Annotated in this window: 5 protein-coding genes; 3 read left to right on the forward strand and 2 right to left on the reverse strand. The window is 71.1% G+C overall.

Going from position 1 to position 22126, the window contains the following annotated elements; all coding sequences use genetic code 11:
• Positions 1–222 precede the first annotated feature (222 nt).
• From ON26_RS23500 to ON26_RS23505, 3 genes are all read left to right on the forward strand, one after another.
• Complete coding sequence (locus ON26_RS23500) at positions 223–1095, forward strand: universal stress protein (protein ID WP_040798617.1); 873 nt, start codon at positions 223–225, stop codon at positions 1093–1095.
• A 32-nt stretch (positions 1096–1127) separates the two neighbouring features.
• Positions 1128–1262, forward strand: coding sequence for a DUF8730 family Cys-rich protein (locus ON26_RS34945; RefSeq protein ID WP_281032409.1), 135 nt, complete (start codon positions 1128–1130; stop codon positions 1260–1262).
• 300 nt (positions 1263–1562) lie between these two features.
• Positions 1563–2225, forward strand: coding sequence for a hypothetical protein (locus ON26_RS23505; RefSeq protein ID WP_245546010.1), 663 nt, complete (start codon positions 1563–1565; stop codon positions 2223–2225).
• A gap of 75 nt (positions 2226–2300) precedes the next feature.
• Here the strand turns inward: ON26_RS23505 and ON26_RS23510 are convergent, their stop codons facing one another.
• Positions 2301–3764: an NAD(P)-binding domain-containing protein gene (locus tag ON26_RS23510; RefSeq protein ID WP_051027431.1), complete on the reverse strand. Its 1464-nt coding sequence runs from the start codon at positions 3762–3764 to the stop codon at positions 2301–2303.
• Between the two features lie 173 nt (positions 3765–3937).
• Positions 3938–22057 (reverse strand): non-ribosomal peptide synthetase, encoded by an 18120-nt coding sequence (locus ON26_RS23515; RefSeq protein WP_083884313.1) that lies wholly within the window; start codon positions 22055–22057, stop codon positions 3938–3940.
• Between the last annotated feature and the right edge of the window lie 69 nt (positions 22058–22126).

Consider the following 22126-nt stretch of genomic DNA (forward strand, 5'->3'; position numbering starts at 1 on the left):
CCTGGCCTACGCCGAGGCGTTGGGCGAGTTGCTCGGCGCCCGGTGCGCGACCGTGACGGCGGACTGATCCGGCAAGGGATTCCGGCCCGAACCTCGGGACCTGCGACTCCTGCGGGGCGCCCGAATTGTGCCTATGCTCCGAGAGTCCGGCCGGCACGACAACTCCGCCCGGCCGATCGCTCCGAATACCCGCCAGCAGCTCGTCCCGCGGAAAGGCTTTCGATGTCCGAGAATGCGCAAGCACCCGTCGTCGTCGGAGTGGACGGCTCCGAATCCGCCCGTCCGGCACTGAACTGGGCGGCCGAGTACGCCGCACGGCACAGGCGGCCGCTGCACCTGGTGTACGCCATCGGCATGCCGGTCAGCTTCGACCCGGGATTCGCCGGTCCGGTCGACAACGAGACGAGCATCGAGGCCGCCAAACCGATCGTGGCCGAGGCCACCGAGACCGCGCGCAAAGCCGCCTCGGCGATCGGCGAAATCACGGCGAAGGCGTCGGTGGTGGTGTCCGCGCCGATCCCCGAACTGCTGCGCCGGTCCGAGGAGGCGCACCTGGTGGTAGTCGGCAGTCGTGGACACGGCGCGTTCCGCCGGGCGCTGCTCGGCTCGGTCAGCACCGCGCTGGTCCGGCACGCCGAGTCCCCGGTGGCGGTCATCCCCGAGACCGAACCCGCGCCCGACGGTCCGGTCGTCGTAGGCGTGGACGGCTCGCCGGTGAGCAACGCCGCCATCGCGCTGGCGTACGAGGAGGCGAACGCCCGCGGCACCGGGCTGGTCGCCGTGCACGGCTGGTCGGAGTTCGCCCGCTATCTCTCCCGCGACGAGATGCGCGGCGAAGCCGAGGCATTGGTGGCGGAGAGTCTGGCCGGTTACGCCGAGCGCTACCCTGATGTCGTGGTCGAGCGTCTCGTCGAGGAGGAGCGCCCGGCCAAACTCCTGTTGAAGGCCGCGGAATCGGCCCGACTGGTCGTGGTGGGTAGTCACGGCCGCGGCGGATTCCCCGGCATGACCCTCGGTTCGGTGGGCCAGGCAGTGCTGCACGGAACCGAGAGCCCGATCATCGTGGTGCGCCCCCGGCCGGGGGTCACCGCCTGACCCGCCCCCGACAAGCAGACGGAGAACCGAGAATGTGCCAGCCCACCCCTTGCTCGACCTGCGGTAAGACCACCTGGGCCGGATGCGGCCAGCACGTCGACGAGGTACAGGCGAGCGTGCCCGCCGAGCAGTGGTGCCCCGGTCACTCCGAGCCGCACGCGGGCTGATCCGCCTCCGCGTCGGGCTCGGCCACCCGGGCGCTGATCACCTCCTCCGGAGGGGCTGCTCATAGTCGGACGAACAGATGAAAAACGGCGTCTGACCGGGTCGGTCGTGCAAAGTTTCGGCTGATGTCGCCGAAGTGAAGTGGGATCGATCCGGTTACCGGGGATGTGTCGGCGCCGTGCTGTGTTCGGTGCTCGTGATCGCCGGTTGTTCGAGCGGACCCGAAGCCGCGAAGATCGCGGTCTCGCCGGGGCAGCAGACAACGGGGCGTTCCGCCGATCCTGTCGACCATCGTCGCCCCGGTGCTGTGGGTGGTCGACGGGGTACGCACCGCCATCGACGGCTTCGTCGGCGCGGTGGAGAGCATCGATCCCAACGGCTACCAGATCATCGTGAGCCGTCCGGTGGCCGATACCGAGGTCGTCGAGGTGGCGGCCGTCGACCGCGCCGGCGACCCGCTGCCCGGCTGGAGCGCGCGCAACCCGAGCCGGCGGGTCATCGACTGCCGGTACGCCTGCCCCTCGGTGTCCTCGCGCGGGGCCGACATCGTGTCCTGTGGTTCCACCGCCGACAGTGCCCACACCTGCTGGATCCACCGCGATCGCCAGTCGCTGACCTGCGCGATCGACGTGTGGGACCGGGAGTTCCTGCAGTACCGGCTCGACGAGCCGCTCGCCCCGGTGCCCGCCGCCGACGATCCGGAGCCGGAGTGGATCGAACTCGACGACGGCGCCCACTGCTTCCGGCGACACGGCGGCGCGTGGGGCGGGCGGGCCGACGGGCTGGTCGGCGCCTATCACTGCGAAGGCACGGACTACTTCGTCCTCGCCGGTGAAGGGCCCGTCGTCGCCACCGGATCCGGACAGTGGACCGTCCGGGTCGGCGGCCTCGGCGACCCCCGCGAGGTCTTCCCCGAACCCACCGAGATGGGTGTCGTGCGGGCCTATTTCACGACTTCGCCCTAGCCGGCCGGGCTGTCCCGAGCCGAGCGGCCGACCGATGTGCTCCGGTGAGCGTGCCCCCACGCACGAGCGCGGGCATCAGGGGCGGCTCGGCTCGAGTTCCGGCGACCAGAGGGCGTGGGCGTAGTGGTCGCGGAACGAGGGCGCCGCAGTGGCGGGCACAGCGGCCACGGCGGGGGCGGGGATCTGCTGGTCCTCGAAGTACAGGTCGCGGCCCACCGCGTCGATGAGGCGGGGAATGGCGGGGGCCAGGCTCTGGACGTCGCCTATCGGGTAACCGAAGCTGAGATTCGCCGCGGCGGAGAAGACGTGGATACGGCCGACCCACGGCGCCCGGCCGGGCTCCTTCTCGACGAGTTCGAAGCCGGGGCCGAGGTAGGGGGTGCGGGCGAGGGCATCGTCGGTGAGATCGGCGGGCGGGTGGTGGCGGTCGCCCCACAGCGCGATATCGGCGGCGATGCCGCGCAACTCGGGTCGGGTGTGCGGGTCGTACTGGTAACCGGTTCCGGCGATCACGAAGTCGACGGTGTGCGTGCCGTCGGCCGCCTCGACGACGACACGGTCCCCCTCGGCGCGGGCGCCGGCCCAGGGCGCGTTCAGGTGGATGCGGAAGCCGGGGAAAGCGGTGGCGCGGGCGACCGAGGCCAGGGGTACCGTGCGGCCGTTCCGCGCCGCGAGGACCTTCTTGCGCCAGCGAGCGGCGTCGCCGAGACGGTGATAGTTGTTCCTGGCTCCGACGTCGGCGGACGGGCCCGCGTCGCCTTCGCCTTGGATGAGCAGGTCGGGGCGGCGGGTGAACAGGTGGACTTCGGCGGCGCCGGCTTCCAGGGCGGTGGCCGCGGCGTCGAATGCCGACGCGGCGGCGCCGAGGACGGCGACGCGGCGGCCGGCCAGGGGCGCGAAGTCGATCCGGTGGCCGGTGTGGGCCACCAGGTGCGCGGGCAGGCCGTCCAGCTCCGGCGGCAGGTAGGGGCCACCGGTGCCTTCGACGCCGTTGGCCAGTACCAACTTTCGCGTGGTCTCCACGACGGTCGTGTCGGTGCCGTCGGGCCCGCGGACGGCAAGGGTGAGGGCGAGACGGTCCGCGGCCGGGGTGATCGCGGTCAGCCGGGTCTCGTGGCGCACGGGGACGCCGAGATGGCGTTCGATCCAGGCGATGTAGCGCGCCCAGTCCAGCCGGGGCACGCGGTGCAGGCTCTCGTAGGCCTGCTCCCCGTGCACCGTCTCGTACCAGGCGCGGAAACCCAATCCGGGAACACCGTATTCGGGCTCGGGCCAGATCTTGGGCGTGCGCAGGGTCGTCATCCGCGCGGTGGTGGTCCAGACGCCGGTCTCGCCCGGCGCGGCGGCATCGATGACCGAGGTCCGGCCGATACCCGCTCGGCGCGCGGCGAAGCCGATGCCGAGACCGGCCTGACCACCCCCGACCACCACCACGTCGTGATCGGTCGGCGAAGGCCGGACCCAATTCGCCGGATCGGGGCCGAAATGACGCAACACGCGCGCGGCGTGCTCGTCGGCAACCGTATTCTTCTCCACCACAGCACAACTCATCTCGCTCGAGGCACAGGACGTGTGGCGGCGCGGTAGGGACGCACCGCCACACGTCCGGCAAATCTAGAGCCGGGAGGGCCGGGTGGACACGGGTTACAGTCGGCGCAAATTTAACGCCGACCGTCGCGGTGAGCCGGGCGGCCACCGGTTGCGGGCCCGGCTCACCAGCCGGTCCACTCGTCGAGGATCCCGGCGATCCGGGCGAGCACGGCCGGATCCGTCATGCCGAGATGCGGCGCGTCGACGTCCACGTTCGCGATCTCCCCGCGGACGACCCGGGCCCAGCCCTTGTGCCCCTGCGCGTCGGCCCGGCGATCCTCGGTGGCGGTGAAGTACAGCATGTCGGTGTCCACGACACGGGGCTGCCACTCGGATGCCGCGCGGATCGACATGTTGTAGGCGTCGGTCATGCGCTCGAGCATCGCGGCGTCGACGCCGATGCCGTCACCGAAATGCTCGCGGATCGACTCGGCCGCCTCTTGCGCGGTGGCCTCGGCGTCCACGAAGTCGATACCGAGGACCGGGCCGAGATTGCTGATCAGGTCGCCGGTGGTGACCGTCCTGACCATCGACGCGTCGAATCCGTCGGCCTCGGCGTCGAGCAATGCCAGCAACGCGACCTGCTCGCCGGCCTCGCGCATCTCCGCGGCGATCGCGTGTGCGATCTGACCGCCCAGCGACCAGCCGAGCAGGTGGTACGGACCGTGCGGCTGGACCGTTTTGATCTCGGCGTAGTAGCGGCGGGCGATCTCCTCGATGCCGGTCGGGCCGGGCAGCTCGCCGCCGAGCTGTGGCGCCTGCAGGCCGTAGATGGGCCGATCGGCGCTCAAGTACTCGTCGAGGGGGCGGTAGCACCAGGCCAGACCGGACGCGGGGTGCACGCAGAACAGCGGCGCCCGGCTGCCGCCGGTCCGGATCGGCAGCAGCACGTCGAATCCGAGCCCGTGGTCGGCCGGGGCGTCGGTGCCCGAGCGCATGCCCGATTCGATGCGCCGGGCCAGATCGGCGGGGCGGGGATCGGAGAGCATCCAGCTCACCGGCACTTCGTAGTGCAGGCCCTTCTTCAGCTCGCTCACCACCTGCACCGAGCGCAGCGAGTTGCCGCCGAGGGCATAGAAATCGTCGTCGGCGCCGACCCGCTCCACGCCGAGCACGTGCTCGAAGGCGCGGGCGACTTCACCCTCCAGCCAGGTGGCGGGTTCACGGAACTCCTTCGAGCTGAACACCGGTTCGGGCAGCGCCTTGCGGTCGAGCTTGCCCGAGGCCGTGAACGGCACCGAATCGAGCACGAGCACGGTGCCGGGCACCATGTAATCGGGCAGCTCGGTGGCGGCGTAGGCGAGCACGGCGTCGACGTCGACGGTGGCGCCCGCGGCAGGCACCAGGTAGCCGACGAGCCGGGCCGCGAGTCCTTCGCCGTACACCGCGGCGATCGCCCTGGCGACGGTGTGGTGTTCGCCGAGGACGGCTTCGATCTCGCCGAGCTCGATCCGCAGTCCGCGCAACTTCACCTGGAAGTCGGTGCGGCCCAGGTATTCCAGCTCGCCCGTGCGGCGCCACCTGGCCAGATCGCCGGTGCGGTACAACCGCTCGCCCGCGGCGAAGGGGTCGGGCACGAAGCGCTCGGCGGTCAGGCCCGGACGCGACTGGTAGCCGCGCGCCGCCTGCACGCCCGCGAGGTACAGCTCGCCCGCCACACCGGGCGGCACCGGGCGCAGCCGAGTGTCGAGCACGTAGGTGCGCACGTTCCACACCGGGCCGCCCATCGGGATGCTGCCCTCGTCATCCGCCCGCACCGGCCGCGCTGTCGCGTGCAGAGTGAACTCGGTGGGGCCGTAGAGATTGTGCAGTACGACGGTGGGCAGCACGCGCCTGGCGGCCGAGACCACATCGCCGCCGAATGCCTCGCCGCCGACGAGCAGCGCCCGCAGCGAATGCAGCGACTCCGCCGGCACGGCGTCGGCGAACGCGGAGAGCATGGACGGCACGAAGGAGGTGGCCGTGATGCGATGCGTCGCAATGGCTTCGGCGAGGTAGGCCGGATCGGTGTGGCCGTCGGACCTGGCGATCACCATCCGGGCGCCCACCATGAGCGTGCCGAACAGCTCCCACACCGAGACGTCGAAGGTGGCGGGCGTCTTCTGCAGCACCGCGTCCTCGGTCGTCAGGCCGTAGGTCGCGATGATCCAGTGCAGCTGGTTGAGCACCGAGCGATGGGTCACGGTCACGCCCTTCGGCCGTCCGGTCGAGCCGGAGGTGAAGAGCACGTAGGCGATATTGTCCGGCCGCACCGGGGCGATCCGGTCGCTGTCGGTGACAGGCGCGTCACCGAATCCGGACAGATCCAGCTCGTCCAGGCTCGACAGCACCACCACCGGTTCGGCGGTCGCGAGGATGTAGTCGATGCGCTCGGCCGGATGGTCGGGGTCGACCGGCACATATCCGCCGCCTGCGGCCAGCACCGCGTACATGGCGACGACCTGGTCCAGGCAGCGTCGCATCCGCAGCGCCACCAGGGATTCGGGCCCGACCCCCTGCGCGATCAGCAGCCGGGCCAGCCGGTTCACCCGCGAGGCGAATTCGGCGTAGGTCAGCGACCGGCCGTCATAGACCACGGCGGTGCGATCGGCGTGGACGCGCGCGGCGTCGGCGAACACCGAGGCGAGCGTTTCGTCGCGGTCGAGGGCGTGATCGGTCGAATTCCACCGTGTCAGAACGGCTTCGCGCTCATCGGCGTCGAGCAGGTCGACGTCGTGCAGCGGTCGGCTGGGGTCCTCGGCCAGTGCGTGCAGCAGGCGCTGCAGCCGGGCGACGATGGTGGTGGCGGTGTCGGGATCGAACAGGTCGGTGGCGTAGCTGATCCCACCTTCGAGGCCCGCCGGGTCGCCGGTGTCGTCATAGCTGTCCGATACCGTGACCTGCAGATCGAACAGTGAGGTCCCGGTGTCGGCTTCGACGGCGGACACCGACAGATCGGGCAGCTCGAAATCGGCCGAGGCCAGATTCTGGAAGGCCAGCATCACCTGGAACAGCGGGTGGTGGGCGTGCGAACGCACCGGGTTCAGTTCCTGCACCAGGCGTTCGAACGGCACGTCCGCGTGCCCGAAGGCCGACAGGTCCGCCCCGCGCACGTGCTCGAGCAGGTCGGTGAACGACATGCCCGGCCGCACCCGGGTCCGCAGCACCAGGGTGTTGACGAACATGCCGACCAGATCGTCGAGTTCGGGCTCACCGCGGCCGGCGTAAGGGGTGCCGATCGCGACGTCGTCGGTGCTCGACAGCCGGGCCAGCACCGCCGCGAGCGCGGTGTGGAAGACCATGAACAGCGTGGCATTGTGCGCCCGGGCGACGCGCTGCAGATCCGCGTGCAGCGCGGCGTCGACGCTGAACGGGATGGTCGCCCCCGCGTAGGACGGCATCGGCGGGCGCGGCCGGTCGGTGGGCAGTTCCAGCACAGCGGGCAGCTCGGCCAGTTCCGCCTTCCAGTAGTCGATCTGGGCGCGCAGCAGCGAGCCGGGATCGTCCTCGGTGCCCAACACGGTGTGCTGCCAGATCGCGTAGTCCGCGTACTGGACCGGAAGCGGCGTCCAGGCAGGCGCCTCGCCCTGCCTGCGGGCGGCATAGGCGACCATGACGTCGCGGGCGAGCGGGCGGAGCGAGGAGCCGTCCCCGGTGATGTGGTGCATGACCGCGGCCAGCACCCACTCGTCGTCGCCGAGATCGAACAGCCGCAGCCGGAACGGAACCTCGGCGGTCACATCGAAGACCTGCGAGACGAACTCCGAGACCGCCGCGTGCACTTCGGCTTCCGTGACGGCCACGACCGGGATCGACGGCGCCGACTCCGAGGCGGGCAGCACCACCTGGGCCGGTTCGCCGCCGGCGTGTGGGTAGACGGTGCGCAGCACTTCGTGGCGGGTCACCACGTCGCCGACGGCGGCCCGCAGCGCGTCCAGGTCGAGGCCGCCACGCAGACGCATCACGATCGGGATGCTGTAGGCGGGCGAGTCCGGCTCGAAGCGGTTGAGGAACCACATGCGCTGCTGGGCGTAGGACAGCGGAATGCGCGCCGGGCGCGGCTGGGCGGTCAGCGCGACCCGGCCGAGATCGGCGTGCGACTCCACGCGCGCGGCCAGCCGTGCCACGGTCGGCGCCTCGAAGATCATCTGCACCGGGACGTTGGTGTCCAAGGCGGCGCCGACGCGGGCGGCCACCCTGGTCGCGATCAGGCTGTTGCCGCCCAGCTCGAAGAAGTCGTCGTCGGCGCCGACCGCCCGGTCGATGCCGAGCACATCGCCGAACACGGCGGCCACGATCTCCTCGACCGGGGACTCCGGGGCGCGGAAGCGCTTGGCCTGCACTACCGGAGCGGGCAGGGCGCGACGGTCGAGTTTGCCGTTGGGCGAGAGCGGGACCTCGTCGAGCACCATCACCGCCGCGGGCACCATGTAGGAGGGCAGCGCCTCGGCGAGGGCGGCGTTCAGTTCCGCGCCGGTGACCTCGGCCCCGGGGGCGGGGACGACATAGGACACGAGCATTGTCGGTCCCGCGCCCTCGCGCCGCGGGACGGTCGCGGCGAAGGAGATGTCCTCGCGCGCGTCCAGCAGTGCGTCGATCTCGCCCAGTTCCACCCGGAAGCCGCGGATCTTCACCTGGAAGTCGTTGCGGCCGACGAAGGCGATGCGCCCGTCGTCGGTCCAGCGCACCACGTCACCGGTGCGGTACATGCGCTCGCCCGGCTCGCCGTATGGGCACGGCACGAAACGGGCCGCGCTGACTCCGGGCATGCCGAGATAGCCGCGGGCCGCGGCCGGACCCGCCAGGTACAGTTCACCGGCCACACCGGCGGGCACGGGCCGCAACCGGCCGTCGAGCACCAGCGCGCGGATCCCCGGTAGCGGGACGCCGATGGTCGGCCGGTCCCCGGGACGCACCCAACGCGCGGCCGTGGCGATGATCGTGGCCTCGGTGGGTCCGTAGAGCACCCGGAACTCGCGCCTGCGCGCCCGGTCGGTGCCGGCCCAGCGTCGCACCAGGTCCTCGGGCACCTGCTCGCCGCCGGACATGACGAGCCGCAGATCGTCCAGGTCGTCCGGGTCCACCGAGGCAAGCGCGGCCGGGGTGACGAACGCGTGGGTCACGCGACGGGCGCGCAACAGGTCGGCCAGTTCGCCGCCGCCGTAGGTGCCGGTCGGGGCGATCACCAGGGTGGCCGCGGCACTGGCGGCGGTCAGGATCTCGAGCAAGGAGGCGTCGAAGGAGGGGGAGGCGAAGTGCAGCATCCGGGAGCCGCGGCCGAGTCCGGCGTCGGCGCGCTGCCCCGCGTAGAAGCCGGCGATGCCGGAATGCGGGACGGCCACGCCCTTGGGCACACCGGTGGAACCGGAGGTGAAGACCACGTAGGCCACGTTGTCGATGCGCAGCGGACGCGTCCGCTCGGCGTCGGTGACCGGATCGTCGGGTTGCTCGTCCAACCGGGCACGCACGGCCGGATCGTCCAGGACGATCCAGTCCACGGCGCCCGGCAGCTCGTCCCGGGCGCCGGACACCGTGACACCCAGCGTCGCACCGGATTCGGTGACCATCTGTTCTATCCGGGCAGCCGGGTAGGCCGGGTCGACCGGGACGAAGACCGCGCCGGACTTCACCACCGCCCACCAGGCGACGACGGATTCCACCGACCGGGCCACCGCGACGAGCACGGGGATCTCCGGGCCCGCGCCCGCGTCGATCAGCAGCCGCGCCAGGCGGTTGGAGCGCTCGTCGAGCTCGGCATAGGCCAGTTCGGTGTCGCCGGCGAGAACAGCCACGCCGCGCGGGTTTTCGCGCACCGCTGCCGCGAACAGCTCCGGCAGTGTCGCGGGCGCATCGGTCTCCGGCCGCGCGCCGACGCGCGAGACCAGCTCGGCGCGTTCGTCTTCGGCCAGCCAGTCGATGTCACCGACCGGGGTGGCCGGATCGGCGGCGATCTCGGTCAGCAGCCGGATCAGCCGATCGGCGAAGCCCGCCACCGTCGACTCGTCGAACAGCTCGCGCGCGAACATCATCTGACCGGCGATCCCCTGGGCCACACCGGATTCCGCGTATTCGTCGGAGATCATCAGTTGCAGGTCGAACTGGCTGGCGCCGGTGTCCACCTCGGCGCGCGAGACCACGACCTCCGGCAGCGCCACCTCGACGTTCGACAGATTCTGGAAGGCCAGCGCCACCTGGAACAGCGGATGATGCGAGCCCGAGCGGTCGGGATTGAGTTCCTCGACCACCCGCTCGAACGGCACGTCGGCGTGTTCGAAGGCGCGCAGGTCGGCGTCCCTGGTGCGGTGCAGGAAGTCGGTGAACGGCTCCCCCGCCTCGAGGGGAGTCCGCAGCACCAGGGTGTTGACGAACATGCCGACCAGGTCGTCGAGCCCCTGCTCGCCGCGACCCGCGATCGGCGTGCCGATCACCACGTCGTCGGTATCGCTCAACCGGCCGAGCAGGACGGCCAAGGCCGCGTGCACGACCATGAACAGGGACGCGCCGTGTTCGTGCGCCAGGTCCAGCAGCTTGCCGTGCACCTCCGCGTCGATACGCAGCGGCACCCGGCCGCCTGCCAGCGAGGACACCGCGGGCCGCGGCCGGTCGGCGGGCAGCTGCAGCTGATCGGGGGCGCCGTCCAGGGTGGTGCGCCAGAATGCGAGCTGTTCGGACAGCAGCGACTCGGGATCGTCGGCCGAGCCGAGCACCTGTCGCTGCCACAGCGCGTAGTCCGCGTACTGGACCGGCAGCGGTTCCCACACCGGGGCATGTCCAGCCACCCGCGCGGTGTAGGCGTGCATCACGTCGCGGGCCAGCGGCCCCATCGACTGGCCGTCACCCGCGATGTGGTGCACGACCATGACCAGCAGGTACTCGCCTTCGTCGGCGGAGCGTCCGCGGTCGGCGATCTCGAACAGGCCGACGCGCATGGGCACCCGCCTGGTCACGTCGAAGCCGGCGCGCATGAACTCGCCGACCGCTTCGGCGACCGCTTCCTCCCGGGCGGGCGGAACGCGGGTGAACGCCGGTTCGGGGTCGTCGAGGATCAGCTGGTGGGGTTCACCGGCGCTCTCCGGGTAGATCGTGCGCAGCACCTCGTGCCGGTCGACGACATCGCGCAGTGCGGCCTCGAGCGCGGCGATGTTCAGCTTGCCGGACAGCCGCAGCATGACCGGGATGTTGTAGGCCGCAGAGTCCGGCTCGTAGCGGTTGAGGAACCACATCCGCTGCTGTGCCAGCGACAACGGCACCACCTCGGGACGCACGCCCGCGATGAGCGCCACCCGCCCGCGCCCGCCGAAGGTGTGCGCGAGCTCGGCCAGCGCGCCGACGGTCGGTGCCTCGAACACGGCGCGCACGGGGACCCGGCTGTCCAGTGCCGCGCCGACCCGCGCCGCCACCAGCGAAGCGCTCAGCGAATCGCCGCCCAGCGCGAAGAAGTCGTCGTCGACGCCGACCCGCTTGACCTCGAGCACATCCTCGAAGGCCGCCGCGACCACGCCCTCCACCCAGGAACTCGGCGCGCGGAACTCCCGCGCGGCGAACACGGGTTCGGGCAGCCGGCTGCGGTCGAGCTTGCCGGTGGGAGTGAGCGGCACTTCGTCGAGCACCATCACCGCCTGCGGGACCATGTACGCGGGCAGCGTCCTGGTCAACGCCTCGCGCAATTCGTCGCCGGACACACTCGTCCCCTGGACCGGCACCACGTACGACACGAGCAGCGCCGAACGCCCCTCGCCGGTGTGCGGGACGGTGACCGCCCAGGCGATCTCGGGCCGTGCGACGAGAGCGGCGTCGATCTCGCCCAATTCGACGCGGGTGCCGCGGATCTTCACCTGGAAGTCGTTGCGGCCCAGGAATTCGTAATCCCCGGAAGCATTGCGGCGCACCATATCTCCGGTGCGGTACATCCGGCGGCCGGGTTCGCCGTAGGGGCAGGCCACGAAGCGGGCGGCGGTCATCGCGGATTTGCCGATATACCCGTCGGCCAGGCCGGGCCCGAACAGGTACAGCTCGCCGGCGACGCCCTCGGGCACCGGGCGCAGCCAGCTGTCGAGGACCACGGCAGCCACCGGGCCGACCGGGCCGCCGATGGTGATCGGCATACCGGGGCGCAGGGGCGCGCTCGCGGTCGCCCAGATGGTCGACTCGCTGGGACCGTAGAGGTTGATCATGGTCCGGCCGGGCGCCCACCGCTCGACCAGTTCCGGGCCGACCGGCTCACCGCCGGTCATCAGCACCCGCAGCTCATCGATGCTGTCGACGGGCACCGTGGCCAGCGCGGACGGGGTGAGTACCGCGTGCGAGACGTGCTCGCGGCGCATCAACTTCGCCAGTTCGGGGCCGCCGTAGACGTCCGCGGGCGAGATCACCAGCCTGCCGCTGGAGCCGTGGGCCATCAGCAGCTCGAACACCGAGGCGTCGAAGCTCGGCGAAGCGACCTGCAGCACCGTCGAATCCGGGCCGACACCCAGGTAGCGGCGCTGGGCGGCCACCAGGTGGGCCAGACCGCGATGGGAGATCAGCACGCCCTTCGGGATGCCGGTGGAGCCGGAGGTGTAGATCATGTATGCGGTGGCCTCGATCGGGATGGGGCCGCCACGTTCGGCGTCGGTGATCGGGCCGGACGCCATGTCCTCGATCGCCCGGCGGTTGCGCTCGTCGTCGAGCAGAATCCGGTCGACGGTCTCGGGCAGCCACTGCGCCGAGGCGATGTCGCTCACCGCCGCGTGTGCGCCGGAGTCGGTCACCAGGTATTCGATGCGCTCGGCGGGCAGTCTCGGGTCGACGGGCAGGAATCCCGCGCCGGTCTTCGCGATTGCCCACAGGGTGCGGACGGCCGCGGTCGATCGCGGAAGCACGCAGGCCACGATGCTTCCCGGCCGGATGCCACGGCCGAGCAGGACGCGGGCGAGCCGGTCGGAGTATTCGTCGAGCTCCCGGTAGGTCATGACCTGCGCTCCGTAGCCGACAGCGGGCGCGTCCGGGGCGGCCGAAGCCGAGGCCGCGAGGATATCGGCCAAGGTCCGCGGGGAGATCTGCGCGGCGTCGAGATCCGGCAGGGCGACCGCCGGCTCGTCGGCGAGCGCGAGTTCACCGAGCCGCTCGGTGGGGTTCTCGGCGATCCTGGACAGCAGTTCGACGAAGCGGTCCAGGATCCGGTGGGCACCGGTGTCGTCGAAATCCTGTTCCAGGAACCGCAGGGTCGTGCGCAGTGCCGGGGTGCCGTCCTCGGCGTAGGTGGGGGTGACGACCAGGCTCAGCGGGAAGGGGGTGGCGTCCACGCCGCTGATCTCCTCGACCCGCAACCCCGCCGAGTCGACGAGTCGCTGCAGCGCGGGGCGGTCGACCGGGAAGGACTGGAAAGCGATCGCGGTGTCGAACAACTCCGGCATCCCCGCGCTGCGCTGGATCTCGGGCAGGCCGATGAAGTGATGGTCCATCATCCTGGCGTGGGTGACCTGGATGTCGGCCAGCAGTTCGCGCAACGAGGCGGTCGGGTCCAGCCGGATCCGCAGCGGGATGGTGTTGAGGAACATCCCGAGCGCCTGATCGACATTCGACAGCTCCGGCGGCCTGCCGGACACCGCGGCGCCGAAGATCACCTCGGTCTCGCCGGTGAGCACCCGCAGGTTCAGGGCCCAGGCGGCGGCGATGGCCGCGTTGACGGTGACGGCGGCATCGGAGGCGATACGGCGCAGGCGTTCGTAGGTGCTCGCGCTCAGCTCGGCCTCGACCTCGGATGCCGCCGTGGCGGCGGTCCTGCCCGTGGTGCGGGCGACGCGGGTGGGCGATTCCACCTGCGCGAACTCGTGCGCCCACGCCGCCTCGGCGGCAGCCCGGTCCTGGCTCGCCAGCCAGACCAGATAGTCCCGGTAGGAGGGCGCCGGCCCGGCGGTATCGATGAGTTCGGGCGATCCGTAGTACTCGAGCAGTTCGCCCAGCAGCAGCGGCATCGACCAGCCGTCCAGGATCACATGGTGATTGGTGATCAGCAGCCGCCACTCGTCCTCGGCGACCCGGATCAGCGTGAACCGGATCAGCGGCGGCTGGGACAGATCGAAGCCGACCGCCGCGTCGGCCGCCGCGAGCGCTTCGGCCTCGGCGTGCGCCCGTGCGTCGCCGCCCTCGAGGCGAACCTCACCGAACGCGGCCTCGGCGTGCTCGAGCACGATCTGGCACGGGCCCGAGGCCGTCTCGGCATAGGCGGCGCGCAGGATGTCGTGCCGGTCGACGAGCGCCTGCGCGGCGCGGCGCAACCGCTCGGCATCCACCTCGCCGGAGAAGGCAATGACCGTCTGCACGGTGTAGGTGTCGCCCGCCTCCGGGTCGTACACGGAGTGGAAGTGGATGCCGGACTGCATGGGCGACAGCGGCCACACGTCGGACACCGTGCCGTAGCGGTGTTCCAGGCGGGTGATGTCGGTGTCGGTGAGCCGCACCAGCGAGAAGTCCTCGGGACGCGCGCGTCCGTCGCCACGGCGGCGGCCGGACGGACGGGCGGGCGGCTCGAGCGCCGGGGAATCCGAGGCGGTGCGGGCCGTGGCGGCCAGCCCCGCGACAGTCTTGGCGTCGAACACATCGCGCGGCGTGATGATCAGACCGGCGGCTTTGGCGAGCGCGACCAGGCGCATCGACACGATGCTGTCGCCGCCGAGGGTGAAGAAGTTGCTCTGGGCGGTCACGCTGTCGCGGTCGAGATGCAGAACCTCGGCGAACAACCGCGCCACGATGTGCTCGGCGGGCGTCGACGGCGCGCGACCGGGCACGACCTCGGCCTGGAAGTCACGCTGGCGCAGCACATTACGGGCGACCTTGCCCGAGGTCGACAGCGGCATGGAGTCGAGCACCACGATGGCGGCCGGGTTCATGTAGTGCGGGAGTTCGGCGGCCAGATCGTCGTGCAGCGCCCGGATGTCCAGTGCCGCACCGGGGGAAGGCACGACATAGGAGACCAGGACGGGTTCACCCACCGGGCCGGGACGCACGACGGTCGCGGCGGAGGCGACGCATTCGTGGCGGGCCAGATGGGCGTCGATCTCCTCGGGCTCGATCCGCAGGCCGTGGATCTTGACCTGCTCATCGTTGCGCCCGAGATATTCCAGTTCCGGTCCCGCCGGGCCGCGTACCCAGCGCACCGCGTCACCGGTCCGGTACAGGCGCGCGCCGTTGTCCGCGGTCGGGTCGGCGACGAACCGGGTGGCTGTCAGATCGGGACGGCCGAAATAGCCGCGGGCCAGCCCGGGACCGCCGAGGTAGAGCTCACCGGCCACACCGAGCGGCACCGGGCGCAGCCAGTGGTCGAGCACCGCCACCGAGACACCGGGGATCGGGGCGCCGATGGTGACCCGCTCCCCCGCCCGCAGCGCGTCCGAGCCGGTGGCCCAGATGGTGGCCTCGGTCGGGCCGTAGTGGTTCATCAGCCGGCGACCGGGCGCCCAGCGCTCGACGACGTCCGATCCGGTCGCCTCGCCGACGACGGCGATGGTGGTGAGGTCGGGCAGTCGCGCCGGGTCGAGGGTGCTCAGCACCGTCGGGGTGATGATGGCGTGCGAGACGCGCTGTTCGCTCAGCAGAACCTCGAGGTCCGGGCCGGCGTAGGCCTCCGGCGGGGCGACCACGAGGCAGGCGCCCGCGCTGTGCGCGAGCAGTAGTTCCGAGACGCAGGCGTCGAAACCCGGTGAGGCGACGTTCAATACCGCCGACGTGGGGCCGACCTCGAAGGCATCGGCCTGTGCGGCGACGAGCCCGGCCAGGCCGCGGTGGCTCACCTGAACGGCCTTCGGCTTGCCGGTCGAGCCGGAGGTGTAGATGACATAGGCCGTGTGGTCGGGCCGCAGGGCAGGTGCGGATGGTTCGAGCCCGGCGTCGTCCGGCTCGGCGGCAGCCGGTTCCGATTCGTCGGCCGGGACCACCCAGTCGAGTGTGTCCGGAAGGCTCTGCGCCACAGCGTCTGTCGTGACGCCCAGCCTGCTTCGGGAGTCTTCCAGCAATTCGGCGACGCGTTCGGCCGGATTCGCGGTGTCCAGTGGGACGAAGGCCGCGCCGGTCTTCGCCACCGCCCACATGGCGACGATCAGCTCGGCCGAGCGCGGCAGGGCGAGGGCGACGAACGACTCCGGGCGGGCGCCGCGCGCGGTGAGCACGGCGGCCAGCCGGGTGGCGCGCCGATCGAGTTCACGGTAGGTCAGTGCGGTCTCGCCGGAACGGACGGCCGGGGCGTCGGGGTGGGCGCGCACGGCGTCGGTGAGGATCTCGCACAGGGTGCGCTCGGTGGCCCGCGGCTCGGCGCCGGCCGAGAGAAGTTCCGCGCGTTCGGAATCCCAGCAGGTGCGTAGTTCGGCGATCTTCGTGGTGGGATCGGTGGCGAGCTGGCCCAGAATCAGCTCGAAGCGTTCCAGCAGGGTGCGGGCCTCGTCCACGTCGAACCGGTCGGTGGAGAAGCGCAGTGTCACGGTGTGGGTGTCGGGCTCGCCGAGCGCCCCGCTGCCTTCGCGCACCGGCCGCGGCGGAGTCACCTGCAGACTCAGCGGATACGGCGTGGCGTCGTGGGCGTCGACGTCGACCAGGCGCAGTCCCGCACCGCTGAGGTCCCCGGACAGTTCGCGCTGATCGAGCGGATAGGACTCGAGCACGGTCACGGTGTCGAACATGTCGGCGACACCGGTCTCGCGCTGCAGTTCGGCCAGGCCGACGTGACGATGGTCGAGCATGGCGGCCTGCTCGGACTGCACGCGGGTCAGCAGTTCGCCGACCGTCTCGCCGGGCTCCAAGCGGACCCGCACCGGCAGCGTGTTGATGAACAGGCCGACCATGCGTTCCACGCCGGCCAGCTGCGGCGGGCGATGGGAGACGGTGTTGCCGAACACCACATCCGAGCGACCGGTCAGCACCGTGAGCAGCACCGCCCACGCGGTCTGGACAGCGGTGTTCGGGGTGACGCCGTGCGAGCGGCCGAGCGCGAGCACCGCGGCGCTGGTCGCGGGATCCAGGCGCAGCCCCACGTCGCCGTTGTGCGCGGTGACGACGCGATCCGTACGGCCGGTGACCCTGGTGGGGCTCTCGATGCCGTCGAGCATGCGGCGCCACGCCGCTGTCGCGGCGTCGTGATCCTGCAGGGACAGCCAGTGCAGGTAGTCCCGGTAGGAGCGGGCGGGGCCGAGTGCGGCCGGATCGCCGTCGGTGCGGTAGGCGGTGAGCAGCTCGTGGACGAGCAGCGGCATGGACCAGCCGTCGAGCACGATGTGGTGATTGGTCACCAACAGCTGGTATTCCTCGTCGCCGGTGCGCACGAGATGGAACCGCAGCAGCGGCGGGTGCGCGGGGTCGAACGGTTCGGCCGCCACCGCGGCGATCCTGCGCAGTTCCGCTTCGCGGGCGTCGGCGTCGTCGAGACCGGTGACATCACAGGCCTGCCAGTCGACCTCGACCTCGCGCAACACGATCTGCCTCGGCCCGGAAGGACTTTCGACGAACGCGGCGCGCAAGCTGTCGTGCCGATCGACCACCAGTTGCGCGGCGCGGCGCATCCGGTCGGTGTCCACCCGGCCGGTGAAGCTCAGCGCGGCCTGCACGGTGTAGCCGTCCGCGCCGTCGGTGTCGTAGATGGCATGGAACAACAACCCGGACTGCAGGGCTGTCAGCGGCCACACATCGGTCATCGACGGGTACTCGCGCTGCCAGGTGTCGATATCCTCGGCGGTCACCTCGGCCAACGGGAAGTCCGACGGGGTGTAGCCGCCGGCGGACTCGGAGCCGACGTGCTCGGCCAGCGCGCGCAGGGCCTGCACCCACAGATCCGCGAGTTCCTCGACCTCGGCGGCACTCAGGATCTGCGCGGCGAACTCCCAGGTCGCCTCGAGCTCGAGCCCGTCGGGGCCTTCTTCGGCGATCGCGTTCACGTCCACCACGGCGGGCAGGGCCATGCCGGGGTCGGTGGTGGCGGTCAGCGCGTCGAATTCTGGAGTGGGTGCCCACGCCCCCGAGGTATCGCGGGCACCCACCCGACCCAGATAGTTGAAACTGATCTGGGGTTCCGGCGCCCCCGCGAGTTCGGCGGCGCCGCGGGGATCCAGCCGGCGCACCATGCCGAAGCCGATGCCGTTGTCGGGCACTGCCCGAAGTTGTTCCTTGATGCGCTTGATCGCCAGTCCCGCGGCCGCGCCACCGGCGAATGCCTCGTCCAGATCGATCCCGCGCAGGTCGAGCCGGATCGGGAAGCGGGTGGTGAACCAGCCCACCGTCGCGCCCAGATCCGCCCCGGGCACGGCCTGCTCCTCCCGGCCGTGGCCCTCCAGCATGATCAGCTCGCCCGACACCGCCGTGCCGCGCTCGCGCCGCCACTCGCTCAGCGCCAGAACCAGCGCGGTCAGCAACGGATCGTTCGCGCCGCCGTGGTAGCGGGCCGCGACCGTGGTCAGCACGGCCTCGGTGATGTCGGCGGGCACTCTGGTGTGTACGCGGCCCGCGGTCGCCCCGACATCGCGGCGCGGATCGAGCTTGCGCGCGCCGAGCAGTCGGTCGCCCGGCGCCAGCACGTCCTTCCACCAGTCGAGCTCGGCGGCGCTGCGGCGCGGGGTCTGCTCGACCAGTCCGTGCACCCAGCGGCGCATCGAGGTGGCCGGCGCGCCCACCTGCGGCTCACCGCCTTCCTCGACCTGGCACCACGCGTGTCCGAGATCGGCGAGCAGAGTCCGCCAGGACACCGCGTCGACAGCCAGGTGGTGGACGACCAGCCAGAGCAGGTCGGGGCCGCGCTCGTGGTCATCGGTCAGCTGAACTGCCTGCACCAGTACTCCGCGTGCCGGATCGAGCCGATCGGCCGCGGCCTGCAGGTGCGTGTCCACCTCGCCCGCGTCGCGCCGCTGGAGCCGGACGTCGGTCAGAATGCCCTCCGCCGCAACGGATCCCGGTTCGAGCACATCGATGAAGCAGTCCACCGATCCGGCGCCGCGCAGCACCGCGCGCAGCATGTCGTGGTGGTCCAGCACCGCCTGCAGTGCACGCACCAGATCGGGGCGGCGCACCCCGTCGGGCAGCGTCACCAGCGCCGCCTGCGCGAAACGGTCGAAATGCCCGCGTTCGAGCATGGCGTGCATGATCGGCGACAACGGCATCGCCCCGACGCCGCCGCCGGGCAGTTCGGTCAGCCGCGGCCCGCTGCCGGAATCGGTGGCGGTCGCGGCCAGGGCGGCCACGGTCTTCTGATCGAACACGTCCTGGGTGGAGAAGTTCATGCCGACGGCCTTGGCCCGCGCCACCAGCTGGATCGACAGGATGCTGTCACCGCCGAGGGCGAAGAAGCTGTCGTCCGCGCCGACCTGGCGCACCCCGAGCACCTCGCAGAACAGCCCGGCCACCAGGCTTTCCTTGGGCGTGGCCGGAGCCCGGCCCGCCGGGGCGTTGCCGAACTCGGGTTCGGGCAGCGCGCGGCGATCCAGCTTGCCGAAGGCGTTGGTGGGCAGGCTGTCCAGCGGCATGATGACCGCCGGAACCATGTGCGGCGGAAGGGATTCGCGGGCGTAGCGTTGCAGCTCGAGCACGTCCGGCGCACGGTCGCGGACCGGCACCACGTAGGACACCAGCACGGTGGCGCCGGCCTGGTTGTGCGCGGGCACCGTGACCGACATGTCGATGTCCTCGTGCCCGGTCAGCGCGGCGTCGATCTCCCCCGGCTCGATCCGGTAGCCACGGATCTTGACCTGGAAATCGCTGCGGCCCACGAGTTCCAGCGCCAGGTCGGTCCCCTCGCCGACCCAGCGCGCGAGGTCGCCGGTGCGATACATCCGCTCCCCCGGCGCGCCGTAGGGATCGGCGACGAACCTGGCCGCCGACTCGGCGAGCAAGTGGCTGTACCCGCGGGCCATCCCCGGTCCCGCGAGGTACAGCTCACCCGCCGTGCCCTTGGGCACGGGCTGCAGGGTCCGTCCCAGCACCATGGCCGTCACCCCACGGATCGGACCACCGACGGTCAGAGCACGGTCCGGGTGGATGCGCGCACCCGCCGCGGTCACCGTGGTCTCCGTCGGTCCGTATTCGTTGATCATCTCCGTCTTGCGCGACCACCGGTCCACCACGTGCGGTGGGCACACGTCGCCCCCGACCACCACGACGCGCAATGCGGTCAGCGGCTCCGGATCGACCGTCGCCAACATCGCGGGCGTCAGGATCAGGTGGGTCACCTTGGTCGCGGCCAGCAGCCCGGTGAGCATCTCGCCGCCGATGACCGTCGGCGGCACCACCACCAGCGTGGCCCCGTTCGCGAAGCAGGTGAGGAACTGCTCCATCGACGCGTCGAAGCTCGGCGAAAGCGCGTAGGACACCCGCGAATCCGAATCGATGCCCAAGGTCTCGGTCCGGTCGGCGATCAGGTTCGCCAACCCGGTGTGCGTGACGTACACACCCTTCGGGACGCCGGTGGAACCGGAAGTGTAGGTCATATAGGCGAGGTTGGCCGGACGCAGCGGACGGGTGCGCTCGTCGTCGGTGACCGGCTCACCCGAAAGCGCCTCGCAGGCTTGCGCTGTCGCCGGATCGTCGAGGACCAGCGGACGTACCTGTTCCGGCAGCCGGGGCAGATATTCCGCGAGCGTGAAGGCCACCCGCGCGCCGCTGTCGGTCATCATGTGCTCGATCCGCTTCGGCGGATACTCCGGGTCCACCTGCACGACGGCGGCGCCGCACTTGGCGATCGCCCACGCCGCGGTGAGCGACTCGACCGAGCGCCGGATCAGGATCGCGACCGCGTCGTCCGGGCCACAGCCCAGCGCGATCAGCCGGCGCGCCAGCCGGGAGGAGCGGGTGTCGAGTTCGCCGTAGGTCACCGCGCGACCGGCGGCGACGATCGCGGTGGCCGACGGGTCGCGGCGTGCGCCTTCGGCCAGGATGTCGGGCAACAGCCTGGTCCCGACGCTGTCCGCCCCGCGCACCGGAAGCAGTTCGGCCCGCTCCGCGCTGTCCAGCAGCGGCAGCCCGCCGACCGGGCAATCGGCGCCACCCGAGAGGAATTCGTGCAGGAACATCATGAACCGGCGATGGTGACCCGCGAGCTCATCGGCGCTGTAGACCTCCGGGTTGCCCTGGAAGTCGATGTGGGTGTTCTCCGTGCCCGCACCGGGATAGATGTTGACGAACAGATCGGCGGTGGGCCCCGAGGTCAGCACGTTCAGCCTGCCGGTCGTCTCACCGAAGACAACTTCGTTCTCGATCATCATCAGGTTCACGGCAGGCCCGAAGGATGCCGCCTCGTCACGGGCGATCCCCATGTCGTGGAAGATGTCCTCCTGGCGATAGCGTTGCCTGCGCAGGGCGCTGGTCAGCTCACTCTGGGTGGCATCGGTCAGCTCGCCGACCGTGCGCGGGGTGACCCGCAGCCGCAACGGCACCACATTGGCGACCATGCCGCCGGAACGGCGCAGCAGCGCCGAATGCCTGCCCGAGACAGGCAGACTCAGCAGCACCTCGTCGCTGCCGGTCATCCGGCCCAGGTAGGCCGCGAATGCCGCGACCACCACCGGGGTGACGCTGCTGCCGCGGTCGCGGACCGCCTCGTCCATCAGGCGCGCGGTCCGCTCCGGCAGCGCCCGGCTGATCAGCACCGGATGGATCGTCGGCTTACCGACCCGGCCCGCCAAGCTCACCACCGGTGGCGCTCCGGCCAGATGCTCGGTCCAGTACCGGCGATCGTTCTCGAATCGCTCCGACTCCCGGTATTCCAGGTCCTGCCTGGTGATCTCGCGCAGATCCTGAGCCTTCGACGGCGGCGCCTCGTGGCCGTGCACCCAGGCGTTGTAGAGCTCGGTGATCCGGCGCAGCATCGTCACCGCGGCATAGCCGTCGAGCGCGATGTGGTGGGCGCGCTGGTACCAGAGGTATCGGTCGGCGCCGACCTGGTAGATGACGCTGTTCATGAGCCGGTCGTTGCGCAGGTCCAGCGGCGCCGAATAGTCCTGCACCATCAGGCGGTGCGCGGTCGCGATCGGGTCGACGTGCCCGCGTAGATCCACCTCGGTCACCCGCGCGTCGATATCGTCGTCGACGAACTGGCACGGCTCGCCATCGATTTCGACCAGACGCAGGTGCCCGGAGCCGAACTCACGGCTCGCGACGCGGCACGCCTCGATCAGCAGCTCCGGGAACAACGCGCCCGCGATCTCGACGTACTGGGCCACCGAGATCGGTGACGATCCGGTGAGGTGCTGGGCGAACCAGATCCCGCGCTGGGCAGCGGTCAGGCGGAACACTTCGGGTTGGCGCGAATCCACCGCTTCCGGTCCGCTGTAATCGGCACCCGAATTGTTACCCGCCCCCGGATCATTTCTGCCGGCGAGGCG

It is taken from the genome of Nocardia higoensis NBRC 100133 (assembly GCF_000308595.1).
Classification (GTDB): Bacteria; Actinomycetota; Actinomycetes; order Mycobacteriales; family Mycobacteriaceae; genus Nocardia; species Nocardia higoensis.

Bases quoted from the DNA above. Each gene is read 5' to 3' on its own strand.
- ON26_RS23500 (WP_040798617.1), top strand. From the start codon at position 223: ATGTCCGAGAATGCGCAAGCACCCGTCGTCGTCGGAGTGGACGGCTCC.
- ON26_RS34945 (WP_281032409.1), top strand. From the start codon at position 1,128: ATGTGCCAGCCCACCCCTTGCTCGACCTGCGGTAAGACCACCTGGGCC.